The 14,285-nt window shown below is 70.2% G+C and carries 19 protein-coding genes and 1 riboswitch; of the genes, 8 read left to right on the top strand and 11 right to left on the bottom strand.

All coding sequences use genetic code 11. The features are described 5' to 3' along the window. Window positions 1-8: 8 nt before the first annotated feature. From SACCYDRAFT_RS22250 to thiO, 4 genes are all read right to left on the bottom strand, one after another. Window positions 9-458, bottom strand: coding sequence for a MarR family winged helix-turn-helix transcriptional regulator (locus tag SACCYDRAFT_RS22250; protein ID WP_005459626.1), 450 nt, complete (start codon window positions 456-458; stop codon window positions 9-11). 78 nt (window positions 459-536) lie between these two features. Then, window positions 537-1,343, bottom strand: a complete 807-nt coding sequence (thiG, locus tag SACCYDRAFT_RS22255) for a thiazole synthase (protein ID WP_005459628.1) — start codon at window positions 1,341-1,343, stop codon at window positions 537-539. 1 nt (window position 1,344) lies between these two features. Next, complete coding sequence (gene thiS, locus SACCYDRAFT_RS22260; RefSeq protein WP_005459629.1) at window positions 1,345-1,545, bottom strand: sulfur carrier protein ThiS; 201 nt, start codon at window positions 1,543-1,545, stop codon at window positions 1,345-1,347. Beyond that, window positions 1,523-2,653, bottom strand: a complete 1,131-nt coding sequence (thiO, locus tag SACCYDRAFT_RS22265; protein ID WP_005459630.1) for a glycine oxidase ThiO — start codon at window positions 2,651-2,653, stop codon at window positions 1,523-1,525. Before thiO ends, thiS begins: the two co-directional genes overlap by 23 nt. Next, window positions 2,649-2,754, bottom strand: a riboswitch (TPP riboswitch). (Overlaps the previous gene by 5 nt.) Before the next feature lie 46 nt (window positions 2,755-2,800). On the opposite strand from thiO, the gene thiE reads away from it, so the two are divergent. Further along, window positions 2,801-3,478 carry a thiamine phosphate synthase gene (gene thiE, locus SACCYDRAFT_RS22270; RefSeq protein ID WP_005459631.1) on the top strand — a complete coding sequence of 226 codons (678 nt, stop codon included), beginning with the start codon at window positions 2,801-2,803 and terminating at the stop codon, window positions 3,476-3,478. An 8-nt stretch (window positions 3,479-3,486) separates the two neighbouring features. Here the strand turns inward: thiE and SACCYDRAFT_RS22275 are convergent, their stop codons facing one another. Both SACCYDRAFT_RS22275 and SACCYDRAFT_RS22280 read right to left on the bottom strand, forming a co-directional pair. Beyond that, a complete protein-coding gene (locus tag SACCYDRAFT_RS22275; protein WP_005459632.1) occupies window positions 3,487-4,371 on the bottom strand; it encodes a hypothetical protein in 885 nt (294 codons plus the stop codon). A 163-nt stretch (window positions 4,372-4,534) separates the two neighbouring features. Next, on the bottom strand, window positions 4,535-5,269 hold the full coding sequence (locus tag SACCYDRAFT_RS22280) for a GntR family transcriptional regulator (RefSeq protein ID WP_005459633.1): 735 nt from the start codon (window positions 5,267-5,269) through the stop codon (window positions 4,535-4,537). Window positions 5,270-5,437: 168 nt separating this feature from the next. On the opposite strand from SACCYDRAFT_RS22280, the gene SACCYDRAFT_RS22285 reads away from it, so the two are divergent. Together SACCYDRAFT_RS22285 and SACCYDRAFT_RS22290 are read left to right on the top strand one after the other, a co-directional pair. Next, entirely contained in the window at window positions 5,438-6,457 is a 1,020-nt protein-coding gene (locus tag SACCYDRAFT_RS22285) for an SIS domain-containing protein (protein ID WP_198285048.1), read from the top strand. Further along, entirely contained in the window at window positions 6,454-7,494 is a 1,041-nt protein-coding gene (locus tag SACCYDRAFT_RS22290) for an N-acetylglucosamine kinase (protein WP_005459636.1), read from the top strand. The genes SACCYDRAFT_RS22285 and SACCYDRAFT_RS22290 overlap by 4 nt, the downstream gene beginning before the upstream one ends. Here SACCYDRAFT_RS22290 and SACCYDRAFT_RS22295 read toward each other — a convergent pair. Then, window positions 7,491-8,162 (bottom strand): DUF3159 domain-containing protein, encoded by a 672-nt coding sequence (locus SACCYDRAFT_RS22295; protein ID WP_005459637.1) that lies wholly within the window; start codon window positions 8,160-8,162, stop codon window positions 7,491-7,493. The genes SACCYDRAFT_RS22290 and SACCYDRAFT_RS22295 overlap by 4 nt on opposite strands. A gap of 211 nt (window positions 8,163-8,373) precedes the next feature. On the opposite strand from SACCYDRAFT_RS22295, the gene SACCYDRAFT_RS22300 reads away from it, so the two are divergent. The 5 genes from SACCYDRAFT_RS22300 (at window position 8,374) to SACCYDRAFT_RS22320 (ending at window position 11,834) form a co-directional block, all read left to right on the top strand. After that, the gene (locus SACCYDRAFT_RS22300; protein ID WP_005459638.1) at window positions 8,374-9,189 is read left to right on the top strand and encodes an SGNH/GDSL hydrolase family protein; all 816 of its coding nucleotides are present in this window, start codon (window positions 8,374-8,376) and stop codon (window positions 9,187-9,189) included. Window positions 9,190-9,250: 61 nt separating this feature from the next. Then, window positions 9,251-9,964 (top strand): OmpA/MotB family protein, encoded by a 714-nt coding sequence (locus SACCYDRAFT_RS22305; protein WP_005459639.1) that lies wholly within the window; start codon window positions 9,251-9,253, stop codon window positions 9,962-9,964. Between the two features lie 38 nt (window positions 9,965-10,002). Then, window positions 10,003-10,407 (top strand): hypothetical protein, encoded by a 405-nt coding sequence (locus tag SACCYDRAFT_RS22310; RefSeq protein ID WP_005459640.1) that lies wholly within the window; start codon window positions 10,003-10,005, stop codon window positions 10,405-10,407. Window positions 10,408-10,470: 63 nt separating this feature from the next. Beyond that, on the top strand, window positions 10,471-10,962 hold the full coding sequence (locus SACCYDRAFT_RS22315; protein WP_005459641.1) for a DUF6932 family protein: 492 nt from the start codon (window positions 10,471-10,473) through the stop codon (window positions 10,960-10,962). Then, the gene (locus SACCYDRAFT_RS22320; RefSeq protein WP_005459643.1) at window positions 10,956-11,834 is read left to right on the top strand and encodes a hypothetical protein; all 879 of its coding nucleotides are present in this window, start codon (window positions 10,956-10,958) and stop codon (window positions 11,832-11,834) included. The genes SACCYDRAFT_RS22315 and SACCYDRAFT_RS22320 overlap by 7 nt, the downstream gene beginning before the upstream one ends. A 17-nt stretch (window positions 11,835-11,851) precedes the next feature. On the opposite strand, the gene SACCYDRAFT_RS22325 is transcribed toward SACCYDRAFT_RS22320, so the two are convergent. The 4 genes from SACCYDRAFT_RS22325 to SACCYDRAFT_RS22340 all read right to left on the bottom strand — a co-directional run bounded on the left by SACCYDRAFT_RS22325 (window position 11,852) and on the right by SACCYDRAFT_RS22340 (window position 14,245). Continuing rightward, on the bottom strand, window positions 11,852-12,295 hold the full coding sequence (locus tag SACCYDRAFT_RS22325; RefSeq protein WP_005459644.1) for a PIN domain-containing protein: 444 nt from the start codon (window positions 12,293-12,295) through the stop codon (window positions 11,852-11,854). Beyond that, window positions 12,292-12,534 (bottom strand): ribbon-helix-helix domain-containing protein, encoded by a 243-nt coding sequence (locus tag SACCYDRAFT_RS22330; RefSeq protein WP_005459645.1) that lies wholly within the window; start codon window positions 12,532-12,534, stop codon window positions 12,292-12,294. The genes SACCYDRAFT_RS22325 and SACCYDRAFT_RS22330 overlap by 4 nt, the downstream gene beginning before the upstream one ends. A 272-nt stretch (window positions 12,535-12,806) precedes the next feature. Then, complete coding sequence (thpD, locus tag SACCYDRAFT_RS22335) at window positions 12,807-13,709, bottom strand: ectoine hydroxylase (RefSeq protein ID WP_005459646.1); 903 nt, start codon at window positions 13,707-13,709, stop codon at window positions 12,807-12,809. A 146-nt stretch (window positions 13,710-13,855) separates the two neighbouring features. Beyond that, window positions 13,856-14,245: an ectoine synthase gene (locus SACCYDRAFT_RS22340; protein WP_005459647.1), complete on the bottom strand. Its 390-nt coding sequence runs from the start codon at window positions 14,243-14,245 to the stop codon at window positions 13,856-13,858. Between the last annotated feature and the right edge of the window lie 40 nt (window positions 14,246-14,285).

Here is a 14,285-nt window from a genome sequence, read left to right on the forward strand (position 1 = left end):
AGTCGGCGTCAGTCCCGGGAGCGTTCGTCGTCGCCCAGCAGCGCCTCCAGCGCGGGGACGCACGCGGCGAGAGCCTCCCGGTGTTCGGGGGAGAGCCGGTCGATGCGCTTGCTCAACTCGTGGATGCGGGTCGAGCGCACGTCGGACAGCAGCCGCTCGCCTTCGGTCGTGAGCGCCACCAGCCACGCCCTGCGGTCGGCCGGGTCGGGCTCGCGGTGCACGTAGCCGCTGTCGACGAGCGCCGACACGATGCGCGACATCGTGGCCGCCGCGACGCCCTCCCTCGACGCGAGATCGCCCAATCGCATCCGACCGCACCTGCTGAGCGTGGACATCGCGGAGATCGCCCCGTGCCCGGGTCCCGGCGCACTGGCCTGCCGCAACGACCGGGACAGTCGTCCGATGATGAGGAAAAGTCTGCCGGGTACGTCTGGCGACGACTCGGGCGGCTCGGTCACGTCGGGCTCCTTCGATTCGCGCCTGGCCGGAATTGCCGACCACCTTACGGCGGAAAGCCCGGCGTCCCGAACGGCCCTTCAGCGAGGGGGGCTGGACGCCTGCGCCCAGAACCTCCGCGGGATCCGGCCCGCCTGCCGGGCGAGTCTGCCCGCGAGGACGGCCGACCGCATGGCGTGTGCCATCCGTTCGGGGTCCTGTGCCCTCGTCACCGCCGTCGACAGCAGCACGCCGTCGCAGCCGAGTTCCATCGCCAGCGCCGCGTCGGACGCCGTGCCGATACCCGCGTCGAGGATGATCGGCACCCCGGCCCTGGAAACGATCAACTCGATGTTGTGCGGGTTGCGGATGCCGAGTCCCGTGCCGATGGGCGAACCCAGCGGCATCACGGCGGCGCACCCGGCCTCCTCCAGCCGCAGCGCCAGCACGGGGTCGTCGTTGGTGTAGGCCAGCACGGTGAACCCGTCGGCGACCAGGCGTTCGGCGGCCTCCAGGGTCTCCACCGGATCCGGCAGCAACGTCCGGTCGTCGGCGTGTACCTCCAGCTTCACCAGGTCGGTGCCGAGCGCCTCGCGCGCGAGCTGCGCGGTGAGCACGGCTTCGGCCGCGTTGCGGCAACCCGCGGTGTTGGGCAGTAACTCGATGCCCAGCCGCCGCAGCAGGTCCAGCACCCCGGAACCGCCCTCGGTGTCGGCCCGCCGCATGGCCACGGTGGTCAGTTCCGTTCCCGACGCGACGAGCGCGCGTTCCAGCACGCTCAGGTTGCTCGCGCCGCCCGTTCCGATGATCAGGCGTGAGGTGAGCTTGTGGTCGTTGATGACAAGCTGGTCACCGCCGTCCTCGCCGGCGACCGCGGCCCTCACGTCAGAGCCGGTGGATGTGCTCATGTCAGCCTCCCTGCACCGCGGTGAGAATCTCCACCCTCGCTCCGTCACCGACCACGGTCTCCGGCCAGTCCCCGCGCCGGACCACCTCCCCGTTCACGGCGACGGCGACTCCCCTGGCGTCTCCGAACACCGTGGCCAGCACCTCGGCGACCGTGCTGCCGTCCGGGAGCTGCCGGCTCTCACCGTTGACGAACACCCGCATCGACGCGCTCCTCACTCGTGTTCCTGTCCGGTCGTGCCTTCTCCGTGCCCTCGGGCGCCGGGCCGCCCGACAGCCAGGCCAGTACGGCGTCGGCCGTGACGGGAGCCAACAACAGGCCGTTGCGGTGATGCCCCGTCGCCGCGTACACGCCGTCGCGGAGCGGCCCCAGATACGGCACGTTGTCGTCACTGCCCGCGCGAAGCCCGGCCGTGGTCTCGCTCAGCTCGTACTCGGTGACGCTCGGGAATACCCGCTCGGCCGCCTCGATCAACTCCCGGACACCACGCGCCCGCACACCGGTGTCGAAACCGGCCTCGTACTGCGTCGCCCCGACCACGAGCGAGGAGTCGTCCCTCGGCACCAGATACACCGGGCGGCCCTCCACAACGGCGCGGACCGTGTGCCGGGGAGGCGGCAACGTCCCCCGGCGCGCGCGCAGCCGCAGGATCTCGCCCTTCAACGGGCGCACGGCCGTCGCGAGCTCGGGATGGAGGCGACCGCTGTACGCGCCCGCGGAGAGCACCACGGCGTCGAACCGGCGCACACCGGACGCCGTGGCGACGGTGTCACCGGTCAGCTTCACGGCGGCCTCCGCGACGAACTCCGCCCCCCGCTCCCGCGCCGCCGACAGCAGCGAGCGCAGTAGCCGGCGGTTGTCGACGAACACGTCCCCCGGCACGAGCAGACCCGACCGCACCGAACCCAGGCCGGGCTCGATCCGCCGCAACTCCCTGCCGGTGACGAGCGTGGCCTGCCTGCCGATCCCGGTGAGGTACCGGGCGAGGATGTCGAGCTGGGCGGCGTCGGCGTGGTCGAAGGCTGCCACGACCGTGCCGTGCGACGACAGCCCGCAGTCGAACCCCTGCGCCCGCAACTCGCCCGCGAAGGCCGGCCAGCGGCGCAGCGACTCCTCCCCCAGTTCCAAAGCGGCCTCCTCGCCCGGCCACGCCTCCGCGACGGGCGCGAGCATCCCGCCCGCCACCCACGAGGCACCGCCACGGGCGGGCCGGGGATCGAACACGGTGACGCGATGGCCGGCGGAGGCCGCCTTCCAGGCCACGGCGAGGCCGATGACACCGGCCCCGACGACCGCGAGGTCTGTACTCACGAACGATCACGCTCCCTGCGCCGGCATGACCCGGATCAGGTTCCACGGTCGGAGCTCTCGCTCCCTCTCAGCCCTTCTTCCGGGCTCCCGTGCGGACGCCTGCCAGCCTACCCCGCGCGGCCCACCCGGCCGTACTACGGTGACGGCATGCCAGGGCTCGACGGTGATCGGATCAGGAAGCGTCTCGACGAGGCACGGCTCTACCTGTGCACGGACGCGCGCACACAGCGTGGCGATCTCGCCGAGTTCGTCGACGCGGCACTCGCGGGTGGCGTGGACATCGTGCAGTTGCGGGACAAGACCGGCGGCGCACCGCTCGAAGCGGCCCAGGAGATCGCGGCGCTGGAGGTCCTCGCCGAGGCCTGCGCCCGCCACGGGGCGCTGCTCGCGGTCAACGACCGCGCCGACGTGGCGCTCGCCGTCGACGCCGACGTGCTGCATCTCGGACAGGACGACCTGCCGGTGCGGGTCGCCCGCCGGATCGTCGGTGAGGAACCCGTGATCGGCCGTTCCACCCACTCGCCGGATCAGGCTCGCGCGGCGGCAACCGAAGCCGGTGTCGACTACTTCTGCGTGGGGCCCTGCTGGCCCACGCCCACCAAACCCGGCAGGCCCGCGCCCGGCCTCGACCTCGTGCGCTCCGTGGCCTCCGAGGTCGAGACCGCGCGACCGTGGTTCGCCATCGGTGGCATCGACCTGCCGCGCCTGGACGACGTACTGGCGGCGGGCGCCCGCCGGGCCGTCGTGGTGCGGGCCATTACCGAGGCCGACGACCCGGCGGCGGCGGCGCGGGCCCTGCGGGAGGGCCTCACGCGCGCGGACTGACCCCCCGGTCACTCCCGCGAGTACGACGGCGCCTGCTCCTCGGCGGGCTCTTCCGAGTGGGTCGGCCGCGCGGGCTCGCTGGGCTGCTCGCTCACCGACGTGCTCTCGCTGGGCCGCGTCGGCTCGGGCGTCTCGGTCCACTCCTCCGGTTCGCCGGTCGGCGCGGTCTCGCTCTCGGGCTCCTCACCGTCCTGGCCTGCCCCGGGCTCGGCGTCCGGCTCCGAGGTCGGCGTGGAGGAAGTGGCCTCGTCGCGCTGCTGCCGCTCGTCGTCCACGTCACCGTCCCGTGGTGACCGGTTTTCGCCGCCGGGACCGGAGTCACCGCGAACGATGCTGCTGAACGTGGTGGCGCCGTCCCCTGACAACGCCTTGCCCGTGACACCCTCGTAGCCGGTCACGACGAGCATGCCGATGACGAACGCCAGCGCGCTCGTGGCCGCCAGCACCGGACCCCTGCGTCGCCACCACTGCCGGCGCGCGCGGCTGTTCTCGGCCGCACCGGACGAGGCCAGCACCCGCGTCCGTTCCATGGCCGCCGCGTACTCGTCCAGCTGCTCCCGCGTGGGAGCCGGGAGGTACACGGTCCGGTCCGGGTCCGGTTGCCCGCCGTGCCGGTCCCTCCTGCCACGGCGCCCCGACACCGCCCGGGCCGCCCGGGCCGCCTTCCTGGTCCGTTCCAGCGACCTCGTGAACAGCTCGCTGCCGACCGTCGTCACCACGCTGAGCAGTCCGGCACCGATCACCGTGCCGTACACGCCCAGTGTCGAGCACAGGAACGCCGCCACCACCGCTGACAGCGCGGCGGCGACGACCTGCGCGGGCGACAGCCCGGACTTCTCCGACTTCTGCGACTCCCGCGTCTCGTCTCCGACCCTCGCCCTGTCGTCGCTCATGCCTCTCGTTCCGCTCGCACTCCCCGACATCCCTCCAACGAGATAATCGTTCGAGCGGCTCCCGGTGTTGCCGGACGTGAGAACAATTACGTCTCGTCCGGGCGCCGAGAGGCGGGGGCGCGCGGGCGGAGTCCGTCTACTGTGGCCCAGAGCGACGGAGTGGTCACGGACGGGTCAGCGTCGTGATGAACTTGTAGCGGTCGCCCCGGTAGATCGAGCGCACGTACTCGACCGGCTTGCCGTCGGAGGCGAACGTCTGCCGCGACAACAGCAACACCGGCATACCGACGTCGGCGCCGAGCAGGTCCGCCTCCTGCGGCCCGGCGAGCGACGTCTCGATGGTCTCCTCCGCCCGGTCCAGCTGCACGCCGTAGCGGTCGCGCAACGCCTCGTACAGCGAGCCGCCCGACGCGACGTGCTTACGCAACCCACGGAACCGTGACGACGGCAGGTGCGTGGTCTCCAGGGCCATGGGCTCGTCGTCGGCGAGCCGGAGCCTGCGCAACCGCAACACCTTGGCGCCGGTGCGGATGCCGAGCAACCTCGGCAACTCGCCCTCGGCCGGGATCTCGTCGATCTCCAACACCCGCGACGACGGTTCCCTGCCCTGCGCGCGGATGTCCTCGGTGTAGGAGGACAACTCCAACCGCTGGGCCAGTTTGGGTTCCGCGGCGAACGTGCCCTTGCCCTGCACCCGGTGCAGCCGGCCCTCCGCCGTCAGATCGGCGAGCGCCTGCCGGACCGTGGTCCTGGAGACGGTGAACTCCGTCGCCAGGGCCCGCTCCGTCGGAATGGCCGATCCGGCGGGCAGGGACTCCAACAAGTCGAGCAGGTGTTGTTTGAGCGCCCAGTACTTCGGCTCCCGGTGCGCTCGCGTGCCGGAAAGCGTCTCCACCATTGCCGACTCCCTCACTAAGACACCTACCCCCTCACCCCAGAACGTACCCTTCGGATAGTACGTTGAACGTGGTCATTATTGGTCTAGACCGGTGAGGCGTGCGACCGCTGTGACCGGCTCGGGTGAAAGCAGGTGACGACCGTGAACGACACCGGACCAGGCAGGCACATGGCCGCCGAGGTGGCCCAGCAGCCGGACGTGCTCGCCGGGTTGGTCCAGGCACGTTCCGACATCGCCGAGGTCGCCGCCCGGGTCGCGCAGCGGCGGCCCCGGTTCGTTCTGCTGGCGGCCAGGGGATCGAGCGACCACGCCGCCCTCTACGCGAAGTACCTCGTCGAGGTGCTGTTGGGCCTGCCCGCGGGGCTCGTGTCGCCGTCGACCACGACGCTGTACCACGCCGAGCAGGACCTCACCGACGTCCTGCTGGTCTCCATCAGCCAGAGCGGTGGCTCCTACGACCTGCTGGAGGTCACGCAGACCGCACGCTCGCGCGGCGCGCTGACCGTGGCCGTCACCAACACCCCGTCGTCGCCGCTCACCGAGGCCGCCGAGCTTTCGGTGGACGTCCGCGCGGGCACCGAACACGCGGTCGCCGCCACCAAGACCTACTCCGCGACGCTGCTGGCCCTGTACCTGCTGGTGGACGCGGTCCGTGGTGGCAGGGCGGAGCACGTCGCGGGCATCGGTGAACTGGCCGCGCGCACCCTCGCCGACACGGCGGACGACGTCGAACGGGCCGTCGAGCGGTACCGGTTCGCCGACCGCATCCTGACCACGGCCCGCGGCTACTCGTTCGCCACGGCGCTGGAGGGCTCGCTGAAACTCGCGGAGACGAGCTACCTCGCCACCCGCGCCTACAGCGGCGCCGACCTCCTGCACGGTCCCGTCGCGGCCGTCGACTCCGAGACCGCCGTGCTGGGCGTCACCAGCATCGGCCGTGGTGGCACCGCGATGTTCGACGTGCTCGACACGGTGTCGCAGCGCGGCGCGGACGTGCTGTGCGTGGGTTCGGCGGCGCGTTCGGTGCCGTCCGCGGCGCTGAACGTCACCGTTCCCGAGACGGCCGAGGAAGCCTCCCCGATCCTGGAGGTGCTGCCGATCCAGCGACTGGCGTTGGGGCTCGCGCTCGCGCGTGGTTTCGACCCCGACTCCCCGCGTGGACTGCGCAAGGTGACGAGGACGCGATGAGGCTCGCGGTCGGGGTGGACGCGGGTGGCACGTCCACGCGTGCCTGGGTCGTCGACGACGAAGGTCGGGTGCTCGGCACGGGCACGGCGGGTGGTGCGAACCCGAACTCCCACCCGCCGGAGTCCGCGGCGCGGGCGATGGCCGAGGCGATAGCCACCGCCATGAGTGACTCCGACCCGGCCGAGGTTCGCGCGTGGGTGATCGGCATGGCGGGCCGCAGCAAACTCACCGATCCACGTATCGCCGCCGTGTTCGAGCGTGAGTGGAACGACCTCGGCTTCGTCCACGCCGGGCGGCCCCGACTCGTCTCCGACGCGGTGGCCGCCTTCGTGTCGGCGACGCCCGAACCCGACGGCACCGTGCTCGTCGCGGGCACGGGCTCCGTCGCGGGCCGTATCCGCGGCCGCGACATGGTCGCCACCGTCGGCGGCTACGGCTGGCTCCTCGGCGACGAGGGCTCGGGTTTCTGGCTCGGCAGGCAGGCCGTGCGGACGACGCTCGACGTCCTGAACGGGAACCACCCGCCGTCACTGCTGGCCGACGCCGTGCTCGACCAGGCGGGTATCGACCCGCACGCCCCCGACGCCGCCTTCCGTCTCATCACCGCCGCCAACGCCGAGTCGCCGGTACACCTGGCTCGCTTCGCTCCGCTGGTGAGCGCCGCCCACGCCGAAGGCGACGCCGCGGCGATCTCCCTCGTGGAGCAGGCGGCGGCGTTGCTCACCGAGACGGCCCTCGCCGCACGCGACGAGGGCGAGACGACCCCGGTGGTGCTCGTCGGCAGTGTGCTCGGGCCCGCGAGCCCGGTGGGCGACGCTGTGCGCGCGGCCCTGCACGCCTCCGCGGACGTGCCCGTCCTCGGCAGCGACGACGGTGCGCTGGGAGCGGCCTGGCTCGCGGCGCTGGACGCGTTCGGCCCCGGCATGCCACGCCCGAAAACGGGTACGGTGGAAGAAGGCCCCCGGACCTCCCCCTCGCCGGGGGCCGTTTCCCCGCCCTCCAGGCCCTCCAAGTCCTCCTGGCCCGCGCGGGGTTAGATCGTGTTGCCCGTCGTGGCAGGCTGCGAGGGATGCCGTAGTCCCGGATGGTCGTCGGGCAGGCACCGGTACAGCACCCAGCCGCTCACCACGAGCGTCGCCAGCACCAGCGGCCACGACAGCACCACCCGCGCGACGCTCAACGCCACGACGGCGTCCGCGGTCCAGAGCGCGCCGAACACAACCACCCGAATCAGGTACTGGGCCACCCACACCCAGCTGGCCCGCGAGTAGGCGCGCACGAGTGCCGGATCCGAACGCCACCGGGTCCTCTGCCCCAGCACGAATCCGACGACCACACCGAGCAACGGCCAGCGCACGACGATGCTGACCGCCCACGCGAGCGCGCTCGCGACGTTGGAGAGCAGCTGCGGCAGGAAGAAGTCCACCGCTCGCCCCGTGTACAGGGCGATCAACGCGGCCACGACCACCGCGGCGAGGCTCACCAGCACGGCACCGGCCCGGCCACCGCGCACGATCCGGACCGCTCCGACCACGATGCTCACGGCGACGGCGGCAGCCGCCCCCCAGCCGATGGAGGAACCTCCGGCGAACCAGCCGATCCCGAACGCGACGGGCGGAAGGCTCGCGTCGAGAGCGCCTTTCCGACCGCCGAGGAGACTCGCCAGCGACTCGCGCCGATCGTTGCTCGCAGGACCCTCGCTCACCTCTCCAGCCTGCCCCAAAGACGCTCGCCGTCGTGGCTTCGCGACCACGAGAGGTTCACCACACCCCCCGAAAACCCCAGGAAAAGCGGGGAAAATTGTGGGGGTCCGGGGGTTGCGATCCAACCGACGGTAGCGTAAGTGCGGATCGCGGGTGCACCCTGTCGGGTCGTCTGCGGGATTTTCACAGGGGCTTTACTGGGAGGAGACGTCGGTGATCCAATTCGACAGTTACGTTGCGATCGGGGACAGCTTCACTGAGGGCCTCAACGACACGCTCCCCGACGGCTCGTTCCGCGGCTGGGCCGACAGGCTGGCCGAGATTCTCGCCGGCGACCGCGACGACTTCCGCTACGCGAACCTCGCCATCCGCGGCAAGATGCTCACCGAGATCATGGAAGAGCAGCTGCCCGTCGCGCTCGACATCAAGCCCGACCTCGTCACCGTGTGCGCGGGCGGCAACGACATCATCGTGCCCGGCGCCGACGTGGACGAGGTGGCGAACGAGTTCGAGAAGGGCATCGCGAAACTGCGCGAGGCGGGCATCGAGGTGCTGATCTTCACCGGGCCCGACACCAAACGCCTCTCGGTGATGAGCATCCTGCGCAGCAAGGTCGGCATCTACAACGCCCACCTGTGGGCCATCGCCGACCGGCACGGCGCGAAGGTCGTCGACCTCTGGGCCATGCACGTGCTGCACGACCTGCGCGCGTGGAGCGACGACCGGCTGCACTTCACGCCCGAGGGACACCGCCGTATCGCCCTGCGCGCCGCCGAGGTCCTGGGTGTGCCCACCGGGAGCGACTGGCGCGAGCCGTGGCCCGAGATCACCGAGCCCGTCAACTGGCTGACTCTTCGGCGTTCCGACCTGGAGTGGACGAAGACGCACCTGTTGCCGTGGATCCGCAGGCAGCTTCGTGGTGAGTCGATGGGTGACGGCGTCCTGCCGAAACGCCCGCACCTCGCCCCGCTGGTGACCGCGAAGACGCTCGCGGAGCAGGCTCTCACCGAACGGACCCGCTCCGCCTGAGCGGAGCTCCGCGGCCTTTCGGACGTCGCGTGGGCCGGGCAGGCGGGCCTACAGTCACGGTATGCCCGCCCCACGCGTCCTCGCCGCACTCGCCGCACTGGCGGTGCTGGTCAGCGGTGTGCTCGCTTCGGTGGCGACCCTCGTCGAGCGGGACGGCATCGAGGCCGACCTCACCACCCGGTCGCGGGAGGCGCTCGCCCGGTACCGCGTGCCCGCCGACGTGGTGGACTTCTCCGGCCGCGACGCCACCGTCTCGGCGCGTTCGCCGCGTTCGGCGTTGCTCGCGAAGGCCGTGGTCGAGAGCGTCGACGGGGTGCGCTCGGTGGACGTCGTCACCACCGGCTCGCACGACGGCCCGCCGGGTGCGCACCTCGGCGCCCTGGTCGACCCCGGCACCGACGACGCCGCCGCCAAGGCGCGTCTTCAGTGGTCGCTCGACAGGGTGCTCGCCGACACCCCGATCACCTTCCTGCCGGATTCCGCCCGCCTCACGTCCGACGGCGAGGCGGCGGTGGCGAAGGTCGCCGAATCACTGGTCGAGGCTCCCACGGATTGGCGGTTCGAGGTAGGCGGCCACGTGGCGCGGGTACCCGGGGCGGACCCGGAGAGCGCCGAGGAGCTGTCGTACGAGCGTGCCGAGGCGGTGACGGAGGAGCTGGTGAACCTCGGCATCTCACCCGAACAGGTGGAAGCTGTTGGTTACGGTGACACCCGTCCCCTGTCGGAACACGGCACGTCCCCGACCGACCGCAGAGTGGAGATCAGCGTGCGGTAGCGCCTCGGCACAGAGCGTGACCTGGCAGGAGGCGCACGATGCTGTGGTTGTTCGGCGAGATCTGGTTGTGGTTGCTGATCGCGTTCGTACTGGGACTCGCACTGGCGGCGTCCGCCTTCCTCACCATGCGACGCCACAGGCGCGCATCGGCCGACGACCGCCCGACCGAAGTGACACCGCGGGTCACGGAACCCTCCGAGACCGAACGCACACAGCGCATCCAGCGGATCGGCCCCCAGCCGGGTCCCGGTGAGCGGCCGTCGCCGTCCGGTGCGGCCGCCGGGCACGCCGGCACCGGACCCGAGGTCGACGAGAGCCCCGACGAGGGCAGGCGTCAGGGTGTGCTGCCCGTGTCGGCCTCGGAGTGGCACGTCCGCAACGAATGGCCGGACGAACGTGACGTCACGGTGGCCGAGGAGAACCGCCCGCGGCGCGAGCACTGACGGGGCGGGCTGATAGGTTGCCGGTTGATTCCCCGGTTCACGTTCGTAGTCGAAGGATCGTGCATGCCGCTACCGCACTGGACGTCGGAGAACGTTCTCCCGCCCGGGCGGCACCAGGCCGACCTCTCCGACCTCTACGAACGCCTCGTGTGGGACGCCCCGTACCGCAACGAGCGCGAGATCCTGTTCAGTGCGCTGAGCGGGTACCTCGGCGTGGTGTGCAGGCTGATCCCGTCGGGTCGCGCGTGGATCGGCGGCGGTCTCACCGTTCGCTCGGCAACCGTGCCGCACGACGTCGACGTGGTGCTCATCCCGGACGAGTGGGGTGCGCTCAAGCGACTCGGCGAACCGGCGCGGTCGACCTTCTACGGCATGTTCACCCTCAAAGGTGTGATCGCGGAGAATCCCGCGATGTACCTCGACCGGATACAGCCCGTCAGCGGGCTGGTGGACGGTTTCCTGTGCCACCCCGGTGACGAGGAGGCCTGGGAGGCGGTGTGGTCGCGCGGCCCCGTCCCCGGCTCGGTGAAGGGCTTCGCGGAGGTGGTGTGGTGAGCTTCCGGCAGATCGCCGAGAACATCCCCGGCGGCACGTGGCTGGACGACCTGGCGAGAGCGTCGGCGCTGGCCGCGCACGCGAAGTTCGAACGCGCGTCGCGTTCCCCGCTGCTGCGGGTCTCGGTCCTCGGCTCGACCCACCTCGACGCCTACACGTCCTCCGACATCAGCCGCGCGCTGCAGGACGCCACGGCCAAGATCGGCCACATCGTGCGTAACCCGCACACCGAGATCACGTCGGTGCAGCCGTCCGACCGGGAGAAGGCGCCGCTCATCCAGCGTGGGCAGGCGGGCAACGCGATGTTCTTCGGGTTCCCCGAGACCTCCGTGCCCGGCGCCCTGATTCCCGACGGCATCGAGACGCTGTCCGAGCGCGCGGTGAAGGAGCTCTGCGACTTCCTACCGGTGAACGGTTCCGACGACGGCGCGCTCGACGCGGTGCTGTTGCAGCGGGACACCGTCCGCAACGCCGTGAGTGACGTGGTCAACGCGGTGATGCGCACGTCCAGCATCGCCCTGTCGCTGACGCCGACGGCGGGCGAGGAGGTGGCGCGCAGCATGACCACCGAGCAGGCCCGCGTTCTGCAGAGCAGCCTGCGCGAATCGCGCGAGGACGTCGGATACGAGACGGTCACCGGCCGGCTCGACGGCGTGCGCACCCGCAGGCGGATCTTCTACCTCGAACGCGACACCGGCTCGACCATTCAGGGCGCGGTGGCGCCCGATCTGCTCGACGAGATCAAGGAGAACCTCGACCGCCCCGTGACGGCGCGCCTTCGGGTCGTGCGTACCACCACCATCGACGGACGGCGCGGGCGTCCGGTGTACGAGCTGCTGGAGATCCGCTCGGAGACGAGCCTGTTCGACTGAGCGTCGGAGCACGCCCGTCACGACCGTGAACCGTCGGCCGGCAGGATCTCGAACGCCTCGAATCGGGGTGTCAACGGCCGGACAGCCCTGAAATCCCGCTGATCGAGCGTGAAGATCTGGTTGGTGTTGTATCGATCGGCCAGCACGACGCCCACCGCGTCGGCGAGATCGAGCCGAAGGCCGTCGTACTTCCCTCTGACTTCGTGTGCTCTGACGACATCCGCGTGGCGGAGTTCGGCGAGCTTGTACTGCCCCACGGCCATTCGGTCGAGCAGCGCTTCCGAAGCCTGCATCGCTGCGGAGAATCCGAGGTCACGGCGCACCAGGTGATCGAGTTCCGTCATCACGAGCGGGGAGATCACCAGTGTCCGGCTGTCCATCACCGCTGCCGCCGCCGTGTGCTCCTGTTGTGCCGCGTCGAAAGCGGCGTGGAGCGCCGACGTATCCGCGACAACGATCACCTACGCGCCGCCCGCTCTTTGATCTGCTGGTAGAGGTCCTCGTCCAGTTCCTCGGGGGTCCTGGATCGGCCGCTGTTGAAGACGGGCAGCGGACGCACGTTCCTCGGCCGTTGAGACGACTCGAGCACCATGGCGATCCCCCTGCGAATCAACTCCGCCTTGCTGACCCCCGTGGCGGCTGCCTCCGCGTCCAGCCTGATCTCCAGTTCTTCAGGGAGATAGACCGTCGTCTTCACCATGCCATATATGGTACCACCCGTGTCGCCCTCCCGACGCGAACACGAATACGGCCCCGTGCCACCAGTCCCGAATCTGGCGGCGCGGGGCCGTACTCACGCAAATCCACACATCACCGACAAGACGGACTCACCCCGAGCAAGGAGTCACCCGTCCGTGGCGGCGATCACCTCACCGGCCGCGCCGCTGAGGTGCGCATACGGTAACAGACCGCGTCGGGGTGACTACAGCCGCCCTGACGCGGTCCGCTTCCGATTCGATCACCGGCCTCCGATCACCGAGTGAGCGGAGTGAAGTCCCGCGCGCCGATGAACGTCGGCCGCGGGCTCTTCGCCGCGAACGGCTCCACCAGCGTGTTCTCCACGCTGTTGAAGACCAGGAAGATGTTCGACCTCGGATACGGCGTGATGTTGTTGCCCGACCCGTGCATGATGTTGGAGTCGAAGAACAACGCCGAACCGGCGGGCCCGGTGAACTGGTCGATACCGTGTTCGGCGGCGAGCTTGGTGATGTCGTGCTCGCTCGGGACGCCGATCTCCTGCTCCTTCAGCGACGCCTTGTAGTGGTCGTCCGGCGTCTCACCGGCACACTGCACGAACGTGCGCTGAGACCCCGGCATCACCATCAGACCACCGTTGAACGGGTAGTTGTCGGTGAGCGCGATGGAGCAACTCACCGCGCGCGGCCTCGGCATGCCGTCCTCGGCGTGCCAGGTCTCGAAGTCCGAGTGCCAGTAGAAGCCGTTGCCCTTGAAGCCGGGCATGTAGTTCACCCGGCTCTGGTGAATGTAGACGTCGGATCCCAGTATCTGCTGCGCTCGGTCCAGAATCCGGGGGTCACGCGCCAGTTCACCGATCAGCTCACTGATCCTGTGCACCTCGAAGATCGACCGGACGTTGCCCGACTTCTTCTCGGTGACGACGCGCTCGTCGGCCTTGAGTTCCTCGTCCGACGAGAGCCGCACGAGTTCCTGCCAGTACCCCTGCACCTCGGCAGGGGACAGCAGGCCCTCGATGATCGAGTACCCCTTCGCGTCGTGCGAAGCCAGGGCCGCCGCGTCCATCGGGCCGTCCTGCTCGCCACCCCAGACAGTGGGGTCCGTCCGCTCCAGCATCACCGCCTCACCGGCGACACGGGTGGGGTACAAATCGGTGGTCCGGCTCTCCGCGAGAGTCACGTAACTCGCCTCCTCCGAGTGCCACTGTGCTGTTTTTCCGGTCGGTTGTGTTTCGCGTTCCCCGTTCTTCCAGGTGATACCCGTTCGGGGTCGTGGGAACCGTCCTCACAGGAGGCGGCTCCCACGAGACCTGGGTGTGCCGCTTGTCAGTCCTCGACGACGAGCGGATAGACACCGTTCTCGTCGTGCACCTCGCGCCCCGTGATGGGCGGGTTGAAGACGCACACCGTGCGCATGTCCGTCTTGGGGCGCACCTGGTGCTTGTCGTGCTCGTCCAGCAGGTACAGCGAACCCGGCTTGAGCTGGTAGGTCTCGCCGGTCGCCTTGTCCGTCAGCTCGCCCTCACCCTCGACGATGAACACGGCCTCGATGTGGTTGGCGTACCAGAAGTCGTTGACGGTCCCCGCGTACAGCGTCGTCTCGTGCACGGAGAACCCGACCTTGTCCTTCGAGAGGACGATGCGCTTGCTGCGCCAGTTCGGCTGCTTGATGTCTGCTTCGGTGTCGGTGATCTCGTCGAGGGTGCGAACGATCAATTTTGCTCCTTCACGGGTCGGATGTGAATGTTGTCGAGGG

The sequence above is a fragment of the Saccharomonospora cyanea NA-134 genome, from assembly GCF_000244975.1.
Classification (GTDB): domain Bacteria; phylum Actinomycetota; class Actinomycetes; order Mycobacteriales; family Pseudonocardiaceae; genus Saccharomonospora; species Saccharomonospora cyanea.